The organism is Alishewanella agri BL06 (assembly GCF_000272005.1).
Taxonomy (GTDB): Bacteria; Pseudomonadota; Gammaproteobacteria; order Enterobacterales; family Alteromonadaceae; genus Alishewanella; species Alishewanella agri.
Window position 1 is genome coordinate 1 of record NZ_AKKU01000009.1, and the last position, 15181, is coordinate 15181.

The 15181-nt window shown below is 52.1% G+C and carries 13 protein-coding genes; 4 read left to right on the forward strand and 9 right to left on the reverse strand.

All coding sequences use genetic code 11. The features are described from left to right. Window positions 1–62 precede the first annotated feature (62 nt). The 5 genes from htpX to bioB form a co-directional block, all read right to left on the reverse strand. Window positions 63–923, reverse strand: coding sequence for a protease HtpX (gene htpX / locus AGRI_RS03270; RefSeq protein WP_008983585.1), 861 nt, complete (start codon window positions 921–923; stop codon window positions 63–65). A gap of 240 nt (window positions 924–1163) precedes the next feature. Further along, a complete protein-coding gene (gene bioD, locus AGRI_RS03275) occupies window positions 1164–1865 on the reverse strand; it encodes a dethiobiotin synthase (RefSeq protein ID WP_008983586.1) in 702 nt (233 codons plus the stop codon). Further along, a complete protein-coding gene (locus AGRI_RS03280; protein ID WP_008983587.1) occupies window positions 1865–2665 on the reverse strand; it encodes a methyltransferase domain-containing protein in 801 nt (266 codons plus the stop codon). The genes bioD and AGRI_RS03280 overlap by 1 nt, the downstream gene beginning before the upstream one ends. After that, entirely contained in the window at window positions 2665–3870 is a 1206-nt protein-coding gene (locus AGRI_RS03285; RefSeq protein ID WP_008983588.1) for an aminotransferase class I/II-fold pyridoxal phosphate-dependent enzyme, read from the reverse strand. Before AGRI_RS03285 ends, AGRI_RS03280 begins: the two co-directional genes overlap by 1 nt. A 5-nt stretch (window positions 3871–3875) precedes the next feature. Next, window positions 3876–4931 carry a biotin synthase BioB gene (bioB, locus tag AGRI_RS03290; protein WP_008949270.1) on the reverse strand — a complete coding sequence of 352 codons (1056 nt, stop codon included), beginning with the start codon at window positions 4929–4931 and terminating at the stop codon, window positions 3876–3878. 117 nt (window positions 4932–5048) lie between these two features. Between bioB and bioA the strand changes: the two genes are divergently transcribed. The 4 genes from bioA to asnS all read left to right on the forward strand — a co-directional run bounded on the left by bioA (window position 5049) and on the right by asnS (window position 9309). Further along, window positions 5049–6323 (forward strand): adenosylmethionine--8-amino-7-oxononanoate transaminase, encoded by a 1275-nt coding sequence (gene bioA, locus AGRI_RS03295; protein WP_008983589.1) that lies wholly within the window; start codon window positions 5049–5051, stop codon window positions 6321–6323. 67 nt (window positions 6324–6390) lie between these two features. After that, a complete protein-coding gene (locus AGRI_RS03300) occupies window positions 6391–7254 on the forward strand; it encodes an MBL fold metallo-hydrolase (protein WP_008983590.1) in 864 nt (287 codons plus the stop codon). Continuing rightward, entirely contained in the window at window positions 7254–7754 is a 501-nt protein-coding gene (locus tag AGRI_RS03305; RefSeq protein WP_008983591.1) for a hypothetical protein, read from the forward strand. The genes AGRI_RS03300 and AGRI_RS03305 overlap by 1 nt, the downstream gene beginning before the upstream one ends. A gap of 154 nt (window positions 7755–7908) precedes the next feature. Then, window positions 7909–9309 (forward strand): asparagine--tRNA ligase, encoded by a 1401-nt coding sequence (asnS, locus tag AGRI_RS03310; RefSeq protein ID WP_008983592.1) that lies wholly within the window; start codon window positions 7909–7911, stop codon window positions 9307–9309. A gap of 103 nt (window positions 9310–9412) precedes the next feature. On the opposite strand, the gene AGRI_RS03315 is transcribed toward asnS, so the two are convergent. The 4 genes from AGRI_RS03315 to AGRI_RS03330 all read right to left on the reverse strand — a co-directional run bounded on the left by AGRI_RS03315 (window position 9413) and on the right by AGRI_RS03330 (window position 15081). Further along, window positions 9413–9970, reverse strand: a complete 558-nt coding sequence (locus tag AGRI_RS03315) for an NAD(P)H nitroreductase (RefSeq protein ID WP_008983593.1) — start codon at window positions 9968–9970, stop codon at window positions 9413–9415. 97 nt (window positions 9971–10067) lie between these two features. Next, complete coding sequence (locus tag AGRI_RS03320) at window positions 10068–11498, reverse strand: glycogen synthase (RefSeq protein WP_008983594.1); 1431 nt, start codon at window positions 11496–11498, stop codon at window positions 10068–10070. A gap of 34 nt (window positions 11499–11532) precedes the next feature. Beyond that, window positions 11533–12783 (reverse strand): glucose-1-phosphate adenylyltransferase, encoded by a 1251-nt coding sequence (gene glgC / locus AGRI_RS03325; protein WP_008983595.1) that lies wholly within the window; start codon window positions 12781–12783, stop codon window positions 11533–11535. A gap of 279 nt (window positions 12784–13062) precedes the next feature. Continuing rightward, window positions 13063–15081, reverse strand: coding sequence for an NADPH-dependent 2,4-dienoyl-CoA reductase (locus AGRI_RS03330; protein ID WP_008983596.1), 2019 nt, complete (start codon window positions 15079–15081; stop codon window positions 13063–13065). Between the last annotated feature and the right edge of the window lie 100 nt (window positions 15082–15181).

Consider the following 15181-nt stretch of genomic DNA (forward strand, 5'->3'; position numbering starts at 1 on the left):
GAAACACCCCGCTAGAACGGGGTGTTGTCGGTTAAAGCTTACTTGCAGACTTAAGTTAAGGCTTAAAACTGCCGGCTGTTTTGCAGCGCAGCGATGCGTTTTTCCAGCGGTGGATGGCTTAAGAACAGCTCTGATTTGGCTTTCTTACCAGAAATACCAAAAGCCATCATACTGCCTTCCAGTCGGCTTTCATGGTTATACTTTAACCGCTCCAGCGCTTTAATCATTTTACCGGCACCGGCAATACGGGCCGCCCCGGCGTCAGCCCGGTATTCACGCTGGCGTGAGAACCACATCACAATGATGCTGGCCAGAATACCAAACACCATTTCCAGTACGATCACAATGGCAAAATACGCCAGCTGGCCCATTTGCTGGTTGTTATTACGAATAACACCGGCAATTAAACGCGCCAAGAAAATCACGAAGGTGTTTACCACGCCCTGGATCAGCGTCAGCGTTACCATATCACCATTGGCAATATGAGACACCTCATGTGCCAACACCGCTTCGACTTCATCTTCGCTCATATTGCGCAGCAAGCCGGTAGACACGGCGACCAGCGCGTTATTGCGGTTAGCACCGGTAGCAAAGGCATTCATTTCCGGCGAGTCATAGACCGCCACTTCCGGCATACCGATCCCTGCTGCTTTCGCTTGCTTGGCCACGGTATTCATCAGCCAGTGCTCAGTGGCATTACGCGGCTGAGTGATCACCACAGCGCCGGTAGAGCGCTTGGCCATCCATTTCGACATCAGCAACGAGATAAAGGAGCCACCAAAGCCAAAAATGGCGGCGAAGACCAACAAACCGCCGATACTGCTATGGTCTATGCCAAGGAAACTGAACACGATATTTAATACAATGCTCAGTACCACTATTACTGCTAAGTTGGTTGCTAAAAATAACAACACTCGTTTCATCGATTTACCCCTTTAAAATTTGCTGTGTTCCTATATATGGGCATCCCCTTCGTCTTTCAAGATTCACGGGCGTTGTCTGCGTTCGTAAACTGGAGCGCCAACCCGGCCCAATCACTTAGTAATGCTAAGCTCATGGGGATTCACGAACTTGACGCCTACGTGCATCTCGAAATCTCTTGGGGGATAGACCCTGAATTTAAATTCTGGTTGCGGCTTTTACGTGAAAAATCACAAAAAAGCTCACCGAACTACAAGCTGACGCTCCAACGCCTGCACCAGGTCAAAAGCCACTTGGTGGGGTTCGGTTGGTGCATGCGGCACTGTCGCCAACAAGGGGGCTTTAATCCGCGCCTGCAAATCGGCAATATTTTGTGCCAGATACAGCATCTCCGGGCTGATAATATTGGCGACCCAACCGAGAATACTGGCGCCACTGCGCTCTAATTCCCGCACTGTTAGCATGGCATGATTTATACAGCCCAGCTTAATGCCTACCACTAACACCACCGGCAATTGGTGTTCCAGCACCCAATCCGCCAGATAACGCTTATCCGATAAGGGTAATAACCAACCGCCAGCACCCTCGATTAAAATGCGCTGCGCCAGAGTTTGCTGTAACTGCTGCAAATGTGCAGTCAGTTGTGGCTCATCCAGCCTGATACTGGCCGCCGCGGCCACCAGATGCGGTGCCGCCGGTTCAGCTAAACACACTGGGTTATGCTGTGCATAAGGTAACGCGATACCAGAATACTGCTGCAACAGTAACGCGTCACTATTTTGCAGACTGCCATCCGCCGCGTGCTCTGCACCCGCTGCCAGCGGTTTCGCGCCCAGCGCAGTGATGCCCAAAGCGGCATAGCCTTGTAACAACAAGGCACTGACATAGGTCTTACCGGCATCGGTATCAGTGCCGGTAACAAAAAAACAGTGTTGGTTCATCATTAATCCCTGCATGGCTTGTTGAGCTGTAACACCGCAACCTGATAGCTGGCCGTTAAACCTGAAGCACTGGCATTCGGATAGGCCGCCGCAACCTGTTGCCAGTAACCCTTGCCGGTTAACCCCTGCCGCCCACGATTGGCAATATAACTGGCGCCCAATTGTTTTAACTCTTTTGCCAGCGCAAAGATATCCGGGTAGCTAAGGTCAAGCTGATAGCTATACACTTGCCAGCTTGCGCCTGAGGCCTCTGCGGCGGCGCTCAGTGCATTGAGGGGTAAAAAATGTTGCACATGCTGGTGTTGATCCACCGCAGCGAAGGCGGTCTGCAACTCGCTAAGGGTGCCGGCAACTAAGGTCGTGACAACAGCCCGGCCCCCTGGCGTCAGTACCCGGCTAATCTCGCGCAGTACCTGGGCTGGCTCAGGGCACCACTGCAGCATTAAACTGGAAAATACGGTATTGATACTGGCATCAGCCAGTGGGATCGCCGCCGCATCGGCTAACAGATAATGCGCCGCCTGCCCCTGTGCCTTGGCCGCAGCCAGCATGCCGGCACTAAAATCCAGCGCAGTCAGCGTTTCGGTATGTGGTGCTAACTCCGGATGCAGCCAACCCGGGCCGCAGCCCAAATCGAGCGTCTTGCCCAGTGTTGGGCCTGACGTTGTATTTGAAGCTGTTAAATCGGCCAACGCCTGATAGGCCACCTGACGCTGTAAACGGGCCGCGTGCTGATAACTGGCCGCGGCTTTGCCAAAACAGGCGGCGATGGCGCCCTGAGAAGCTTGTATTACAGCCTGCATTAAAAATACTGCCTTAAGGTATTGATTAGAAACCAGATATCATCCGGCTGATGACTGGCGCTCAGCGTTATGCGTAACCTGGCGCTATTAGGTGGTACCGTCGGTGGCCGGATCGCGGTCAGCCAAATCCCCTGTTGTTGCAAGGCCTGGCTCAGTGCCAAAGCACGACTGGCTTCGCCTAATAGCAGCAGCTGAATGGCACTGTGTTGGCTGCTATCCAGCCAGCTGGATGTTGCCTCTTCTGCTTGCAGCAGCGGTAAACCGGCCTCTGCTGCCAGTTGTCGGAACAAGCGGATATTGTCCTGTAGCTGGTCACGTCGCCACTGCTCAGTGCGAACTAAGCGGATGGCACAGTGCACCGCCGCGCAAAGTGCCGGTGGCAGCGCTGTGCTGTAAATATAGTGTTTGGCAAACTGTTCCAGATACTCGATAACGGTGCTGTTCGCTGCCAGAAAAGCACCGCTGGCGCCCAGGGCTTTGCCAAAATTTGCCATAGTGCAAAACACTTCGCTGCAGGCAATGCCCTGAGCCGCAGCAGTACCGCGCCCCTCTGGCCCCAGTACGCCTATACCATGGGCATCATCCAGCAGCAGCGCGGCCTGATGCTGCTGACACAGCCTCAGCATAGCCGGCAGATCCGGACTGTCACCATCCATACTAAACACACCTTCAGTCACCACCAACTGATGACTGGCGCTGGCGGTTTTTTGTAACAGCTTTTCTAAGGATGCCAACTCATTATGCGCAAAACGCCGCAGTGGCTGCTTGACCTGTGAAGGATGCTGCTGTGCGGCGCTAATCAGGGAGGCATGACAGAGCTTGTCGAGCAGCAGCTGATCATCGGCACTGGCCAGACACTCCAGCATACTTTGGTTAGCGGCAAAGCCCGAGCTAAACAGCAAAACCCGCTCAACACCAAGCCAGTCACAAAGCTCGGCGCTTAACGCCTGATGCGCGGCATGAAAACCCGTTACCAGCGGTGAGCCGGTACTGCCCACCCCATATTGACTGACCGCATCACACAGCGCTTGCTGGACTTTGGGCTCGCTGGCCAACCCCAGATAGTCATTACCGGAAAAATTCAGATACTGCCGACCATTGACATGCAATAACCGGCCTGAGACGGCGCCAAGTGCCCTGGTGCTACGCGTGAGCGCCTTAGCCTCGCGATCAATCAGCGCCTGTTGCATGGCGGCAAGCTGCATGGCGCTTAGCCTGCAGCATGATATAGCGGCGGATTTTGCTGCTCTTTAATGGCATCGGCCAGTGCCAGCGCATGGGCTTCATCCGACACATCCTGGCGCTTTTCCGGCACTATGCCGAGCTTGGCAAATAATTGCATATCCGCATCCGCCGCCGGGTTTTCGGTGGTCAGCAGTTTGTCACCGTAGAAAATGGAGTTGGCGCCGGCGAAAAAGCACAGCGCCTGCATCTGTTCATTCATCCGGCTGCGACCGGCCGATAAGCGAACATGACTTTTTGGCAACATAATACGGGCCACGGCGATGGTACGGATAAACTCAAAACCGTCCAGATCGGCGACATTCTCCAGCGGTGTACCTTCTACCTTGACCAGCATATTAATTGGCACACTCTCCGGATGCAGCGGCAGATTGGCAATTTGCATCAGTAACGCCGAGCGGTCATTGGCACTTTCGCCCATACCGACAATGCCACCACAACAGACTTTCATGCCGGCATCGCGCACATGGCTCAGCGTATCCAGTCGATCCTGATAGCTGCGGGTGGTGATAATTTCACCATAAAACTCCGGCGAGGTATCCAGATTATGGTTGTAGTAATCCAGGCCTGCTGCGGCCAGTGAATGCGCCTGCTCCGGCTCGAGCTTACCCAGTGTCATACAGGTTTCCAGGCCCATGGCTTTTACGCCACGCACCATTTCAATTAAATACGGCATATCGCGCTGCTTAGGGTTACTCCAGGCGGCGCCCATACAAAAGCGACTGGCGCCCTTGTCTTTCGCGGCTGCGGCCTGGCGCAGCACCTTTTCTACCTCTAACAGCCGCTCACGCTCAAGGCCGGTATTGTAATGACCACTTTGCGGACAATATTTACAATCTTCGGCACAGGCACCGGTTTTAATCGACAGCAAGGTGCTAACCTGTACCTCATTGGCATTAAAATGCGCCCGGTGCACCGACTGTGCCTGAAATAATAAATCGTTAAAGGGTAAGGCGAACAGCGCATTAACCTCGGCTAAAGTCCAGTTATGGCGGGGAGTAACCTGAAAAGATGTGGCCTGCATGGGGATCCCTGTTATCAGCGTAGCAGCATTGAGCCGCAATGGTTTTTCCGCTAGTCTAGCGACCAACCCCGGCTTGTCAACGCAGACCAGCCATCAAAGTTTACTACTGACTATTTTATGAGCATAAATCTGGATTTTGATCGCCAGCATATCTGGCACCCCTATACGTCGATGTTAACGCCACTACCGGTTTATCCGATAGTGCGGGCCGATGGCTGCGAACTGGAGCTGGAAGACGGCCGTAAACTGATTGACGGTACCGCTTCCTGGTGGTCAGCCGTGCATGGTTATAATCACCCGCGGTTGAATCAGGCCATCAGCAGCCAACTTAGCCAGATGGCGCACGTAATGTTTGGCGGCATTACCCATCAGCCGGCGGTGGCACTCTGTCAGCAGCTGCTTAAGATGGTTCCGGCCAATCTTAGCAAGGTTTTCCTGGCCGACAGCGGCTCTATTGCGGTGGAAGTGGCGCTGAAAATGGCACTGCAATACTGGCAAGGTGTCGGTCAAACCCAAAAAACCCGGCTGGTGAGTCTGCGCAAAGGCTACCATGGGGATACCTTCGCGGCGATGGCGGTCTGCGATCCGCATGACAGTATGCATAGTATGTTTAGCCAGTTACTGCCACAGCATGATTTCCTGCCGGCACCACAGAGTGCTTTTGCCGGACCTTTTGACGATAACGATCTGACGCCACTACGTGACCTGCTGCGCCGGTCTGCCAATGACATCGCCGCCATTACTCTGGAGCCGATCGTTCAGGGCTATGGTGGTATGCGCTTTTATCATCCGGATTATTTACGCGGTGTACGCGAGCTCTGTGACCAGTATCAGGTGCTGCTGATTGCCGATGAAATTGCTACCGGCTTTGGCCGCAGCGGTAAGCTGTTTGCCTGTGAACATGCGGCAATCACCCCAGATATTATGTGTTTGGGTAAGGCGTTAAGTGGTGGCTATCTGACGCTAGCCGCCACGCTGTGTAGCGATGAAATTGCCCGCGGTATTAGTTTAAGTGCAGCCGGCGGTTTAATGCATGGCCCGACTTTTATGGCCAATCCGCTGGCCTGTGCGGTAGCACTGGAGAGTATCCGCATCATTGCCGAAGGACACTGGCAGCAGCAGGTGGCGGCGATTGAACAGCAGCTCAGCGCGGAGTTAGCCCCCTGTGCTAAGCTTGCGGCAGTCAAACAAGTTCGGGTGCTGGGCGCCATTGGCGTGCTGGAAATGCGGCAAAAAGTGGACGTGGCGAAATTACAGGCCGAGTTTGTCGAGCGCGGCGTCTGGATCCGGCCCTTTAATAACCTGATCTATATTATGCCGCCCTTTACCATTAGCAGTGCACAGCTAAGCCGTCTCTGTTGGTCGATGTACGAGGTCGCCTCGTCGTGCTAGAGTAAACCAGATAACTGAACAGGCCGTAGTTTTTGTGCCTAATCACAATAAATTATTGGAGCCCATAATGAAATTTACCAAACCTCTTAGCCTCTTAACCGGCGCCGCGCTGTTACTGTGTAGCAGCGTGGCCTTAGCCAACCGTTTTGCCGATGTGCAGGTCAATGCTACCCCATTAAAAGATAGCGTTTATATGCTGACCGGCGCTGGCGGCAATATGGCCGCAGTCGCAACCAGCGATGGCGTCTTACTGATTGATAGTCAATACGCCGAGCTGGCGGATAAAATTCGCGCTAAGTTAAAAACCTTAAGCCCGGCTGAGCTCACTACGCTGATTAATACCCATATGCATGGCGATCATGTTGGTGGTAATGCGGCACTGGCCGCCAATGCCAATATTATCGCGCATGCCAATGTCAAAACCCGCCTTAGCGCTGATAACAATTTCGACCGTGCGGGCCTACCAAAAACCACCATCAGTGAGAAAACTACCATTAATCATCATGGCGTTGAAATGGTACTGGAGCCGATGCCGGCCAGCCATACTGATGGTGATTTACTAATTTGGTTCCCGAAACAAAACATTGTGCATATGGGCGATTTAATGTTCCAGGGCCGCTTTCCGTTCGTCGACACCAATAACGGCGGTAATGTGCAGCAATATATTGAAAATACCCGCTATGTCATTAGCAAAATTGATGAGCAAACGCAGGTGATTCCGGGCCATGGTGAGCTGACTAATAAAGCCGGCCTACAAAAAGAGCTGGCGATGCTGGAGCAAACCCTGGCAATTGTTACTGCGGCTAAGCAGCAAGGCATGACCGAGGCTGAGCTGATCGCTAAAGGTTTGGGTGACGAGTTCAAAGCCTGGCACTGGAACTTTATTACCGAAGAGCGCTGGATCAAAACCCTGTATCAGGCAGTGAATTAATGTTAAAGCGCCTGTGTCTGCTGCTAGGTTTGGTGAGCCTCGCGTTACCAGCCCAAGAGTTGCCCGGACAACCGGTGCAGTACCTGCTGTCTGAAATCAGTAGTAGCGCAGCACAGCAACTGGCATTGGCAGATGGCTCGCTGTGGCGGTTAACCGCCGCGCGGGCATTAACCCGGGGTAGCCCGATACTGATTAGCGGCCGCAACCTTAAAACCGGCGCCGAGGCGCATAGCGGCGGTTTTAGTTTCAGGCTCAGTTACGATAGTGGTTCGCTGCAGCCACAAAGCGGCACAAAGCTAAAACTTATCGCCATGCAACAAGATGGCAAGCGACTACTGTTATCTGAGCAACTACAAGCTCTGGTTTATGACGCCGACCGCATGCAAAGCCGGCACTTTCAGGGCAACAGCGAGGTCATCGTCAGCCAGGATGGCCAACGGCTGATTTATCTACCCAGTCTGCAACAAATCCGCATCCGGGTGTTAGCCACTTCGCCCTAACCCTGCCCTAATCCAGCCTTAAGCCGTTAACTGTTTAGCATCGGCGTGATTTTTTACTTGTATTCAGCAAGGCGCCAAGTATCATTACTGCTTTGACTAAATCAGGCCTCAACCACGACTGAAGCCCTCAGATCTACCCTGTGGAGTTGTTTGCATGACGCATGCTGTTATTAAAGATGTTCTGGCCGGTCGCTATGCGATTGGCGATAAAATCACTGTAAAAGGTTGGATCCGCACCCGCCGTGACTCCAAAGCCGGTATTTCATTTCTGGCCGTGCATGACGGCAGCTGCTTTGACGCCGTGCAAGCCGTAGCTCCGGCCAGCCTGAATAATTATGAAACCGAAGTTAAGCGTTTGACGACCTCTTGCTCGGTGACCGTTTCAGGCGTTATCGCCCGCTCTGAGGGTCAGGGCCAGGCCTATGAAATTCAGGCTGACGCCGTCGAGGTGATTGGCTGGGTAGAAAACCCGGATACTTACCCGATGGCGCCTAAACGCCACAGCATGGAATATCTGCGCGAACAGGCGCACCTGCGGCCACGCACCAATATTATGGGCGCGGTCACCCGGGTACGGCACTGTCTGGCACAAGCCATCCACCGTTTTTTCCATGAGCAGGGTTATTACTGGATCAGCACACCGATTATTACCGGTTCGGATACTGAAGGTGCAGGTGAAATGTTCCGTGTCAGTACGCTGGATATTCATAACCTGCCACGTAACGATCAGGGTAAAGTCGATTTTAGCCAGGATTTCTTTGGTAAAGAGACGTTTTTAACGGTATCAGGTCAGCTGAACGGTGAAGCCTATGCCTGTGCGCTGTCAAAGATCTATACCTTTGGCCCAACCTTCCGTGCTGAGAATTCGAACACCAGCCGCCACCTGGCTGAGTTCTGGATGATTGAACCGGAAGTCGCCTTTGCCGAACTAAAAGATATCGCCCAACTGGCCGAAGATATGCTGAAGTACGTGTTTAAAGCGGTATTGACCGAGCGCGCCGACGATTTAGCCTTCTTTGCCGAGCGGATTGACGCTGATGCGATCAACCGGCTGGAGAAGGTGGTGAACTCCAGCTTTGTACGGATGGACTACACCGATGCCATCGAAATTCTGAAAACCTGCGGTAAGAAATTCGAGTACCCGGTAGAATGGGGCGTTGACCTGCAGTCTGAACACGAGCGCTATCTGGCCGAAGAGCATATTGGTGCGCCAATCATTATGCAAAACTACCCGAAAGACATTAAAGCCTTTTATATGCGTTTAAATGAAGACGGTAAAACCGTGGCAGCGATGGACGTCCTGGCACCGGGCATCGGTGAGATTATCGGTGGTAGTCAGCGTGAAGAGCGCCTCGAGATGCTGGATAAGCGCATGGACGAGATGGGTCTGAACAAAGAAGATTACGGCTGGTATCGCGATTTACGCCGCTACGGCACAGTACCACACGCCGGCTTTGGTTTGGGCTTTGAGCGCTTAGTGTCCTATGTCACTGGTGTAGGTAACGTGCGCGATGTGATTGCTTTCCCGCGGACACCGGGTAATGCCGAGTTCTAATTGTTGAATGTTGAATGTTGAATNNAATAATTTGCGGGTTTTTTCTGCTTAATGTACCGGGATAACGTCAGACTTCACAGTATTTATCAGCCCGACCAACCGATTAAAACGCAGAGAAAAAGTTATCCGCATCCAAGGGTGTGCGATTAGGTGCCTGGCCATTTGGCGTGCCGAGATATAAAAAGCCGACAATTTCATCATCTGCTGCCAGCTCAAACGCCTGCTTAACATAATCATACTGAGTGTAAGCGCCGGTGCGCCAAATACCACCATAACCTAAGGCAAAGGCCATTTGCTGCATTGCCATCACTGCACAGGCGGTGGACTGTACCTGCTCCGCTGCGGGGACCTTCGGATGGTCGGTAATCTTCGCAATACAGACAATCACCATCGGTGCCCGCAGTGGCAACTGCCGTGCCCGCTCCTGTAATTCCAGCGAAATGGTAGGATCTTCTTCAATCGCCGCTTCGGCAAAAATATCGCCTAAGCGAACCAGCGCCTCCCGCCCTTGCACTACGACAAAACGCCATGGTCGTAAGGCACCATGATCCGGTACCTGCACCGCGGCACGTTTAATCAGTGCCATAGCTTCAGCTGAGGGAGCCGGCTCGGTTAGGCGCGGCGAAGAATAACGGCTGGTCAGAAGAGTTAATGCATCCATAAACTTACCTGTGAGTAGCGAGAGCTGTTGCTGCGCAGGCTATCAAAAAAAACCGTCCGACTCACGGCAATTTTGCAGCAAGCTGCGCAAGTGGCGATTAAGTCCGCGAAAACTGCTCGGTCAACGCCTGTTGGTAAAGCTGAATATAACTTTGCACCGAGCTTTGCCAGCTAAAGTTCTGTTGCATACCGCGTAATTGCACCGCCCGATAGGCTGGCTGTTGCAGATAAAGTTGCTCGGCTTGCTGTAACGCCGACAACAAAGCGGCGATACTGACATCACTAAAACCAATGCCCGTTGCGGCCTGGTCTGGCCATGGGACAACGGTATCCCGCAAACCGCCGGTTAACCGTACCACAGGCACAGCACCATATTTCAGACTATACAGCTGATTTAAGCCACAGGGTTCGAATAATGACGGCATTAAAAAGAAATCACCGGCCGCTTCAGTTTGGTGTGCCAGAGTCTCATCAAAGCCCTCAAAAAAACGGAACTGCGCCGGGAAATCTTCCTGCAACTGATAGAGTTGCCGGCAATAATGTTGCTCACCACTGCCAACAATAAACACCTGCACCTTACTTAGCGCCAAAAACTGGCGCAGTGCCGGGATCAGATAGTCATAGCCTTTCTGACCGGTGATACGGCTTACCGCTACCATTAACGGCACGTCGGCCGCCGCTAAATGAAACCGGGCTTTTAGCTGTTGTTTACAGGCTACTTTGCCGCTCAGATCGGTGCTATCGAAATTTTTAATTAAGGTTAAATCGGTGGCCGGATCCCACTGCTGATAATCGCAGCCATTCAGAATACCAACAAAATCAGCTTGCCGCTGCTGATATAAGCGGGCCAAACCATTGGCCGCCGGCTCCGATAACAACTCGTCACGATAGCCCTGGCTGACGGTATTGACCTTAGCCGCATAGCGAATGCCCTGCTCCAGCATATTCAGAAAGTGATCCTGCTGCTGCGCCAGTTCCAGCTTACCAAACCACTCTGCGCCGGCCGTTAACTGATAGGCACCATTGTGGATAGTAAAGACAAAGGGGACTCTGCCAAGTACCGGATCCTCAGCATAATGTTGCTTTAAATAGGCAGCGGTGACGGCCGTCTGCCAGTCATGGCCATGAATCAGGTCAACATCCGGTAAATACTGACGGCACCATTCCAGCGCCGCTTTACAGAAAAACCCAAAGCGTAGCGGATTGTCGGCATAACCCTGATCACCATCGTCATAGGGGCGCTCACGATGAAAAAAGTCATGATGCTCGAGCAGGCGGATATCCACCCCACCCTGGCTGGTTTGCGCCAACTGCCGTACCGCACAGCCCAGTGGCCGACCGCCTAAATGAAAATAAACCGAGTGCCACACCCCGGTTGGCCGGCTGTACAGATTGGTATATTGCGGCAATAACACGGTAACCTGATGGCCGGCATCAACCAGCCCCTGCGCTATACCGCGACAAGCGTCTGCCAGGCCACCGGTTTTGATCAGCCCTTCATATTCACTACACAACAACAAAATTCGCACCAGGCAGATCCTTTTCTAGCTTAAAGCAGCAACCTTAGTTGCTGCTCACGTCGTTATCAAAACCCACTTTGGCACCTTTGGGGATCACTACCACACCACCAGGCGAAATATGAAAGCGCTTGCGATCGGCCTCAATGTCCTCACCAATCACCGTACCGGGTGCTATCTTAACATCTTTGTCGATAATGGCACGGCGAATACGGCAGCCACGGCCGATATCGTTATTGCCCATTAATACACATTTTTCAATGTAGCTGTGGCTATGCACATGGACGTTATAGCCCAAAATCGATTGATAAACGATAGAACCACTAACAATACAGCCGGCGGCAACCATTGAGCTGATTGCCTGACCGGTGCGGTTAGCTTGGTCATGCACAAATTTCGCCGGTGGCATCGGCGGTGTATAACTACGTAGCGGCCAGTAGCGGTTATAGACATCAAAGGGCGGTGCAATCGAAATCAAATCCATATTGGCTTCATAGTACGAGTCCAGCGTACCCACATCGCGCCAGTAACCCGAACTGGACTCGGACTCGCCACGGATTTTATTGGTGGAAAAGTCGTAGACAAACACCTCGCCGGTTGGCACCAGCTCAGGAATAATATTATGGCCAAAGTCATGTTTCGAGTCTGCCTTCTTGGCATCCTCGTTTAACACCCTAACTAGGCAATTAGCTTCAAAAATATAATTCCCCATCGACGCCAGCACCATATCCGGCCGGCCGGGAATGGTTTTAGGGTTTTCTTTTGGTTTCTCCTGAAAGCCAATCATCCGCCCTTCGTGGTCAACCTCAATAATGCCGAATTCATGTGCCTGATCAATGGGCACCGGGATGGCCGCGACCGTGAGTTTGGCGGCTTTATTGCGATGAAAGTCCAGCATTTGCCGCACATCCATTTTATAAATATGGTCGCCACCGAACACACAAATATGCTCCGGATCCAGGCCTTCAATCAGGTGTAGATTTTGATAGATGGCATCGGCCGTACCCAGATACCAGTGCTTACCGGTTTGCATTTGCGCTGGGATAGGATCAATAAAGCGGTTAGTAATACCACCAAGTCGCCAGGCCCGGCTCAGGTGTTTCATCAGGGAATGCGATTTAAATTGGGTAATAACAAAGATTTGTAATAAATCAGAGTTCACAAAGTTGTTCAGTACAAAATCGATAATGCGGTAGTTACCACCAAAGGGTACTGCAGGTTTGGCCCTTACTGCGGTTAATGGTGCCAGGCGCGTACCTTCGCCGCCTGCCAGAATCATGGTTAATACACCTGACATATTTTCTCCCCTAGCGCTGTACTTTGGTACAACGGTTTGCCTGTGATGTGATGCGTCCTATATTAACCCCGGGGTTTATATTGTTTTACGGGGATGTCGTTGGCTATGCAATAGCAATACCAAGGCTTTCGATTGTTATACACAGCCCTGTTAACTAACGGTGAGGTATCAGTCAACGTTTTAAAGATAGCAGGTAATGGTGCCTAAACATAGGGCAAAGAAATGACAAAAATATGACCAGCTGCACCAGCATGGTGCAGCTGCAATCGAGAATACGCTTTAAATTTGTGCAGCTAACTCAGCGCCTTGGCGGATCGCGCGTTTGGCATCCAATTCTGCCGCGACATCCGCACCACCAATTAAATGCACTTTCTGACCCTGCTCAACTAAGCCTTGCTGTAACGCCCGCAGTGGCTCCTGACCGGCGCAGATCACCACATTATCGACCGCCAGGCAGCGCTCTTCATTATTAATGCTGATCCAAAGCCCGGCATCGTCTACTTTCAGATAGTTAACGCCGGATAGCATCTCCACGCCTTTTTTCTGCAGCGAAGCTCGATGCGCCCAGCCTGAGGTTTTGCCCAAACCCGAGCCGACCTTGCTGGTTTTACGCTGCAATAAAAAGATTTTACGCTTAGCAGGCTCTGCTGGCTCCGCCTTAAGTAAAGCTCCGCGCGCCTGATAGGCCTTATCCACACCCCATTCTTTTAACCAGGCATCGGGTTGTAGCGTCAGTGAGTGCTCTTCAGTCAGGTATTCGGCAACATCAAAACCGATACCGCCGGCACCGATAATGGCCACATGTTTACCCACTGCTTTGTGGTCACGCAGTACATCGAGATAGCTCAGCACTTTCGGATGATCCTGCCCCGGCAAGCCAATATCCCGTGGCACTATGCCGCTGGCCAGAATAATTTCATCAAAACCACCGCTGCTTAATGACTCGACGGTTTGTTCAGCATTTAAGTGCAGCTTAATCGCATGCAGCTCCAGCATCCGGCCGTAATAACGCAGGGTTTCATGGAACTCTTCTTTACCCGGAATTTGCTTGGCGTAGTTAAACTGGCCACCGATTTGATGCGATTTATCAAATAAATGCACCTCATGGCCGCGCTGCGCGGCATAGACACTAAACGCCAAACCGGCTGGGCCGGCTCCGACGACGGCCAGTTTTTTGCGCTGCGTTGCCGGCACAAAATTCAACTCGGTTTCATAGCAAGCGCGCGGATTGACCAAACAACTGGCGCGTTTTTGCTGGAAAATATGGTCCAGACAAGCTTGGTTGCAGGCAATACAAGTATTGATTAAATCGGCCTGATCGGCAGCAGCCTTATTCACAAAGTCGGCGTCAGCTAAAAATGGTCGCGCCATACAGACTAAATCAGCCTGACCATTGGCCAGAATATCTTCCGCTACCTGCGGATCATTAATCCGGTTAGTGGCAATCACCGGCACTGATAACTCCTTACGCACCCGCTCGGTGATCCAGCTAAAGGCAGCACGCGGTACCCGGGTAGTAATGGTCGGGATCCGTGCCTCATGCCAACCGATACCGGTGTTAATCATACTGGCGCCGGCTTTCGCCACACCTTTACCTAAAGCCACGACTTCCTCAAAGGTATTACCGTCTTCGACTAAGTCGAGCATCGATAAGCGATAAATGATAATAAAGTCCTGGCCACAGGCTTCGCGCACAGCACGCACGGTTTCCAGCGCAAAGCGGCTACGGTTATCAAAACTACCACCCCACTCGTCGGTACGCTGGTTGGTGCGCTGACATAAAAACTGGTTAATCAGATAGCCTTCAGAGCCCATAATTTCTACGCCATCGTAACCGGCTTTCTTCGCCAGTTTGGCCGCATTGGCGAAGTCTTTAATCGTAGCGCGGACCTGACGCCCCGACATGGCTGAGGGTTTAAAGGGGGTAATAGGTGATTTAATTTTACTTGGCGCAACGTTAAACGGATGATAGCCATAACGGCCGGCATGCAGTAACTGCAAACAAATTTTCGCACCATGCTGGTGCACGGCGGCAGTCACTTCTTTATGTTTGCCAACCTGCCACCAAAAACTCAGCTGGCTGCCAAAGGGCACCAGATTGCCGCGGAAGTTCGGGCTGATGCCCCCGGTAATAATCAGGCCGACGCCGCCTTTGGCGCGCTCGGCATAAAAGGCCGCTAATTTATGAAAGCCATTTTTTTCTTCTTCCAGGCCAGTATGCATCGACCCCATAATGACTCTGTTACGTAATGTTGTGAAACCGAGATCGAGCGGTTGTAATAATTGTTGATATGCCACATAAACCTCTCTGGTCGTACCTGTCGTAAAAGCCAGACTCTAGCGACTTTGCCGCCGTTTCGCAAGCGCTAAACATTTTCTTACAAATTCGGTTTCGTCT

Coding starts and splice junctions, on each gene's coding strand:
- bioB (WP_008949270.1), bottom strand. CDS start 4,931: ATGCAGGCCACATCTTTTCAGGTTACTCCCCGCCATAACTGGACTTTA.
- bioA (WP_008983589.1), top strand. CDS start 5,049: ATGAGCATAAATCTGGATTTTGATCGCCAGCATATCTGGCACCCCTAT.
- AGRI_RS03300 (WP_008983590.1), top strand. CDS start 6,391: ATGAAATTTACCAAACCTCTTAGCCTCTTAACCGGCGCCGCGCTGTTA.
- asnS (WP_008983592.1), top strand. CDS start 7,909: ATGACGCATGCTGTTATTAAAGATGTTCTGGCCGGTCGCTATGCGATT.
- AGRI_RS03305 (WP_008983591.1), top strand. CDS start 7,254: ATGTTAAAGCGCCTGTGTCTGCTGCTAGGTTTGGTGAGCCTCGCGTTA.
- bioD (WP_008983586.1), bottom strand. CDS start 1,865: ATGATGAACCAACACTGTTTTTTTGTTACCGGCACTGATACCGATGCC.
- AGRI_RS03315 (WP_008983593.1), bottom strand. CDS start 9,970: ATGGATGCATTAACTCTTCTGACCAGCCGTTATTCTTCGCCGCGCCTA.
- AGRI_RS03285 (WP_008983588.1), bottom strand. CDS start 3,870: ATGCAGCTTGCCGCCATGCAACAGGCGCTGATTGATCGCGAGGCTAAG.
- glgC (WP_008983595.1), bottom strand. CDS start 12,783: ATGTCAGGTGTATTAACCATGATTCTGGCAGGCGGCGAAGGTACGCGC.
- htpX (WP_008983585.1), bottom strand. CDS start 923: ATGAAACGAGTGTTGTTATTTTTAGCAACCAACTTAGCAGTAATAGTG.
- AGRI_RS03280 (WP_008983587.1), bottom strand. CDS start 2,665: ATGCAGGCTGTAATACAAGCTTCTCAGGGCGCCATCGCCGCCTGTTTT.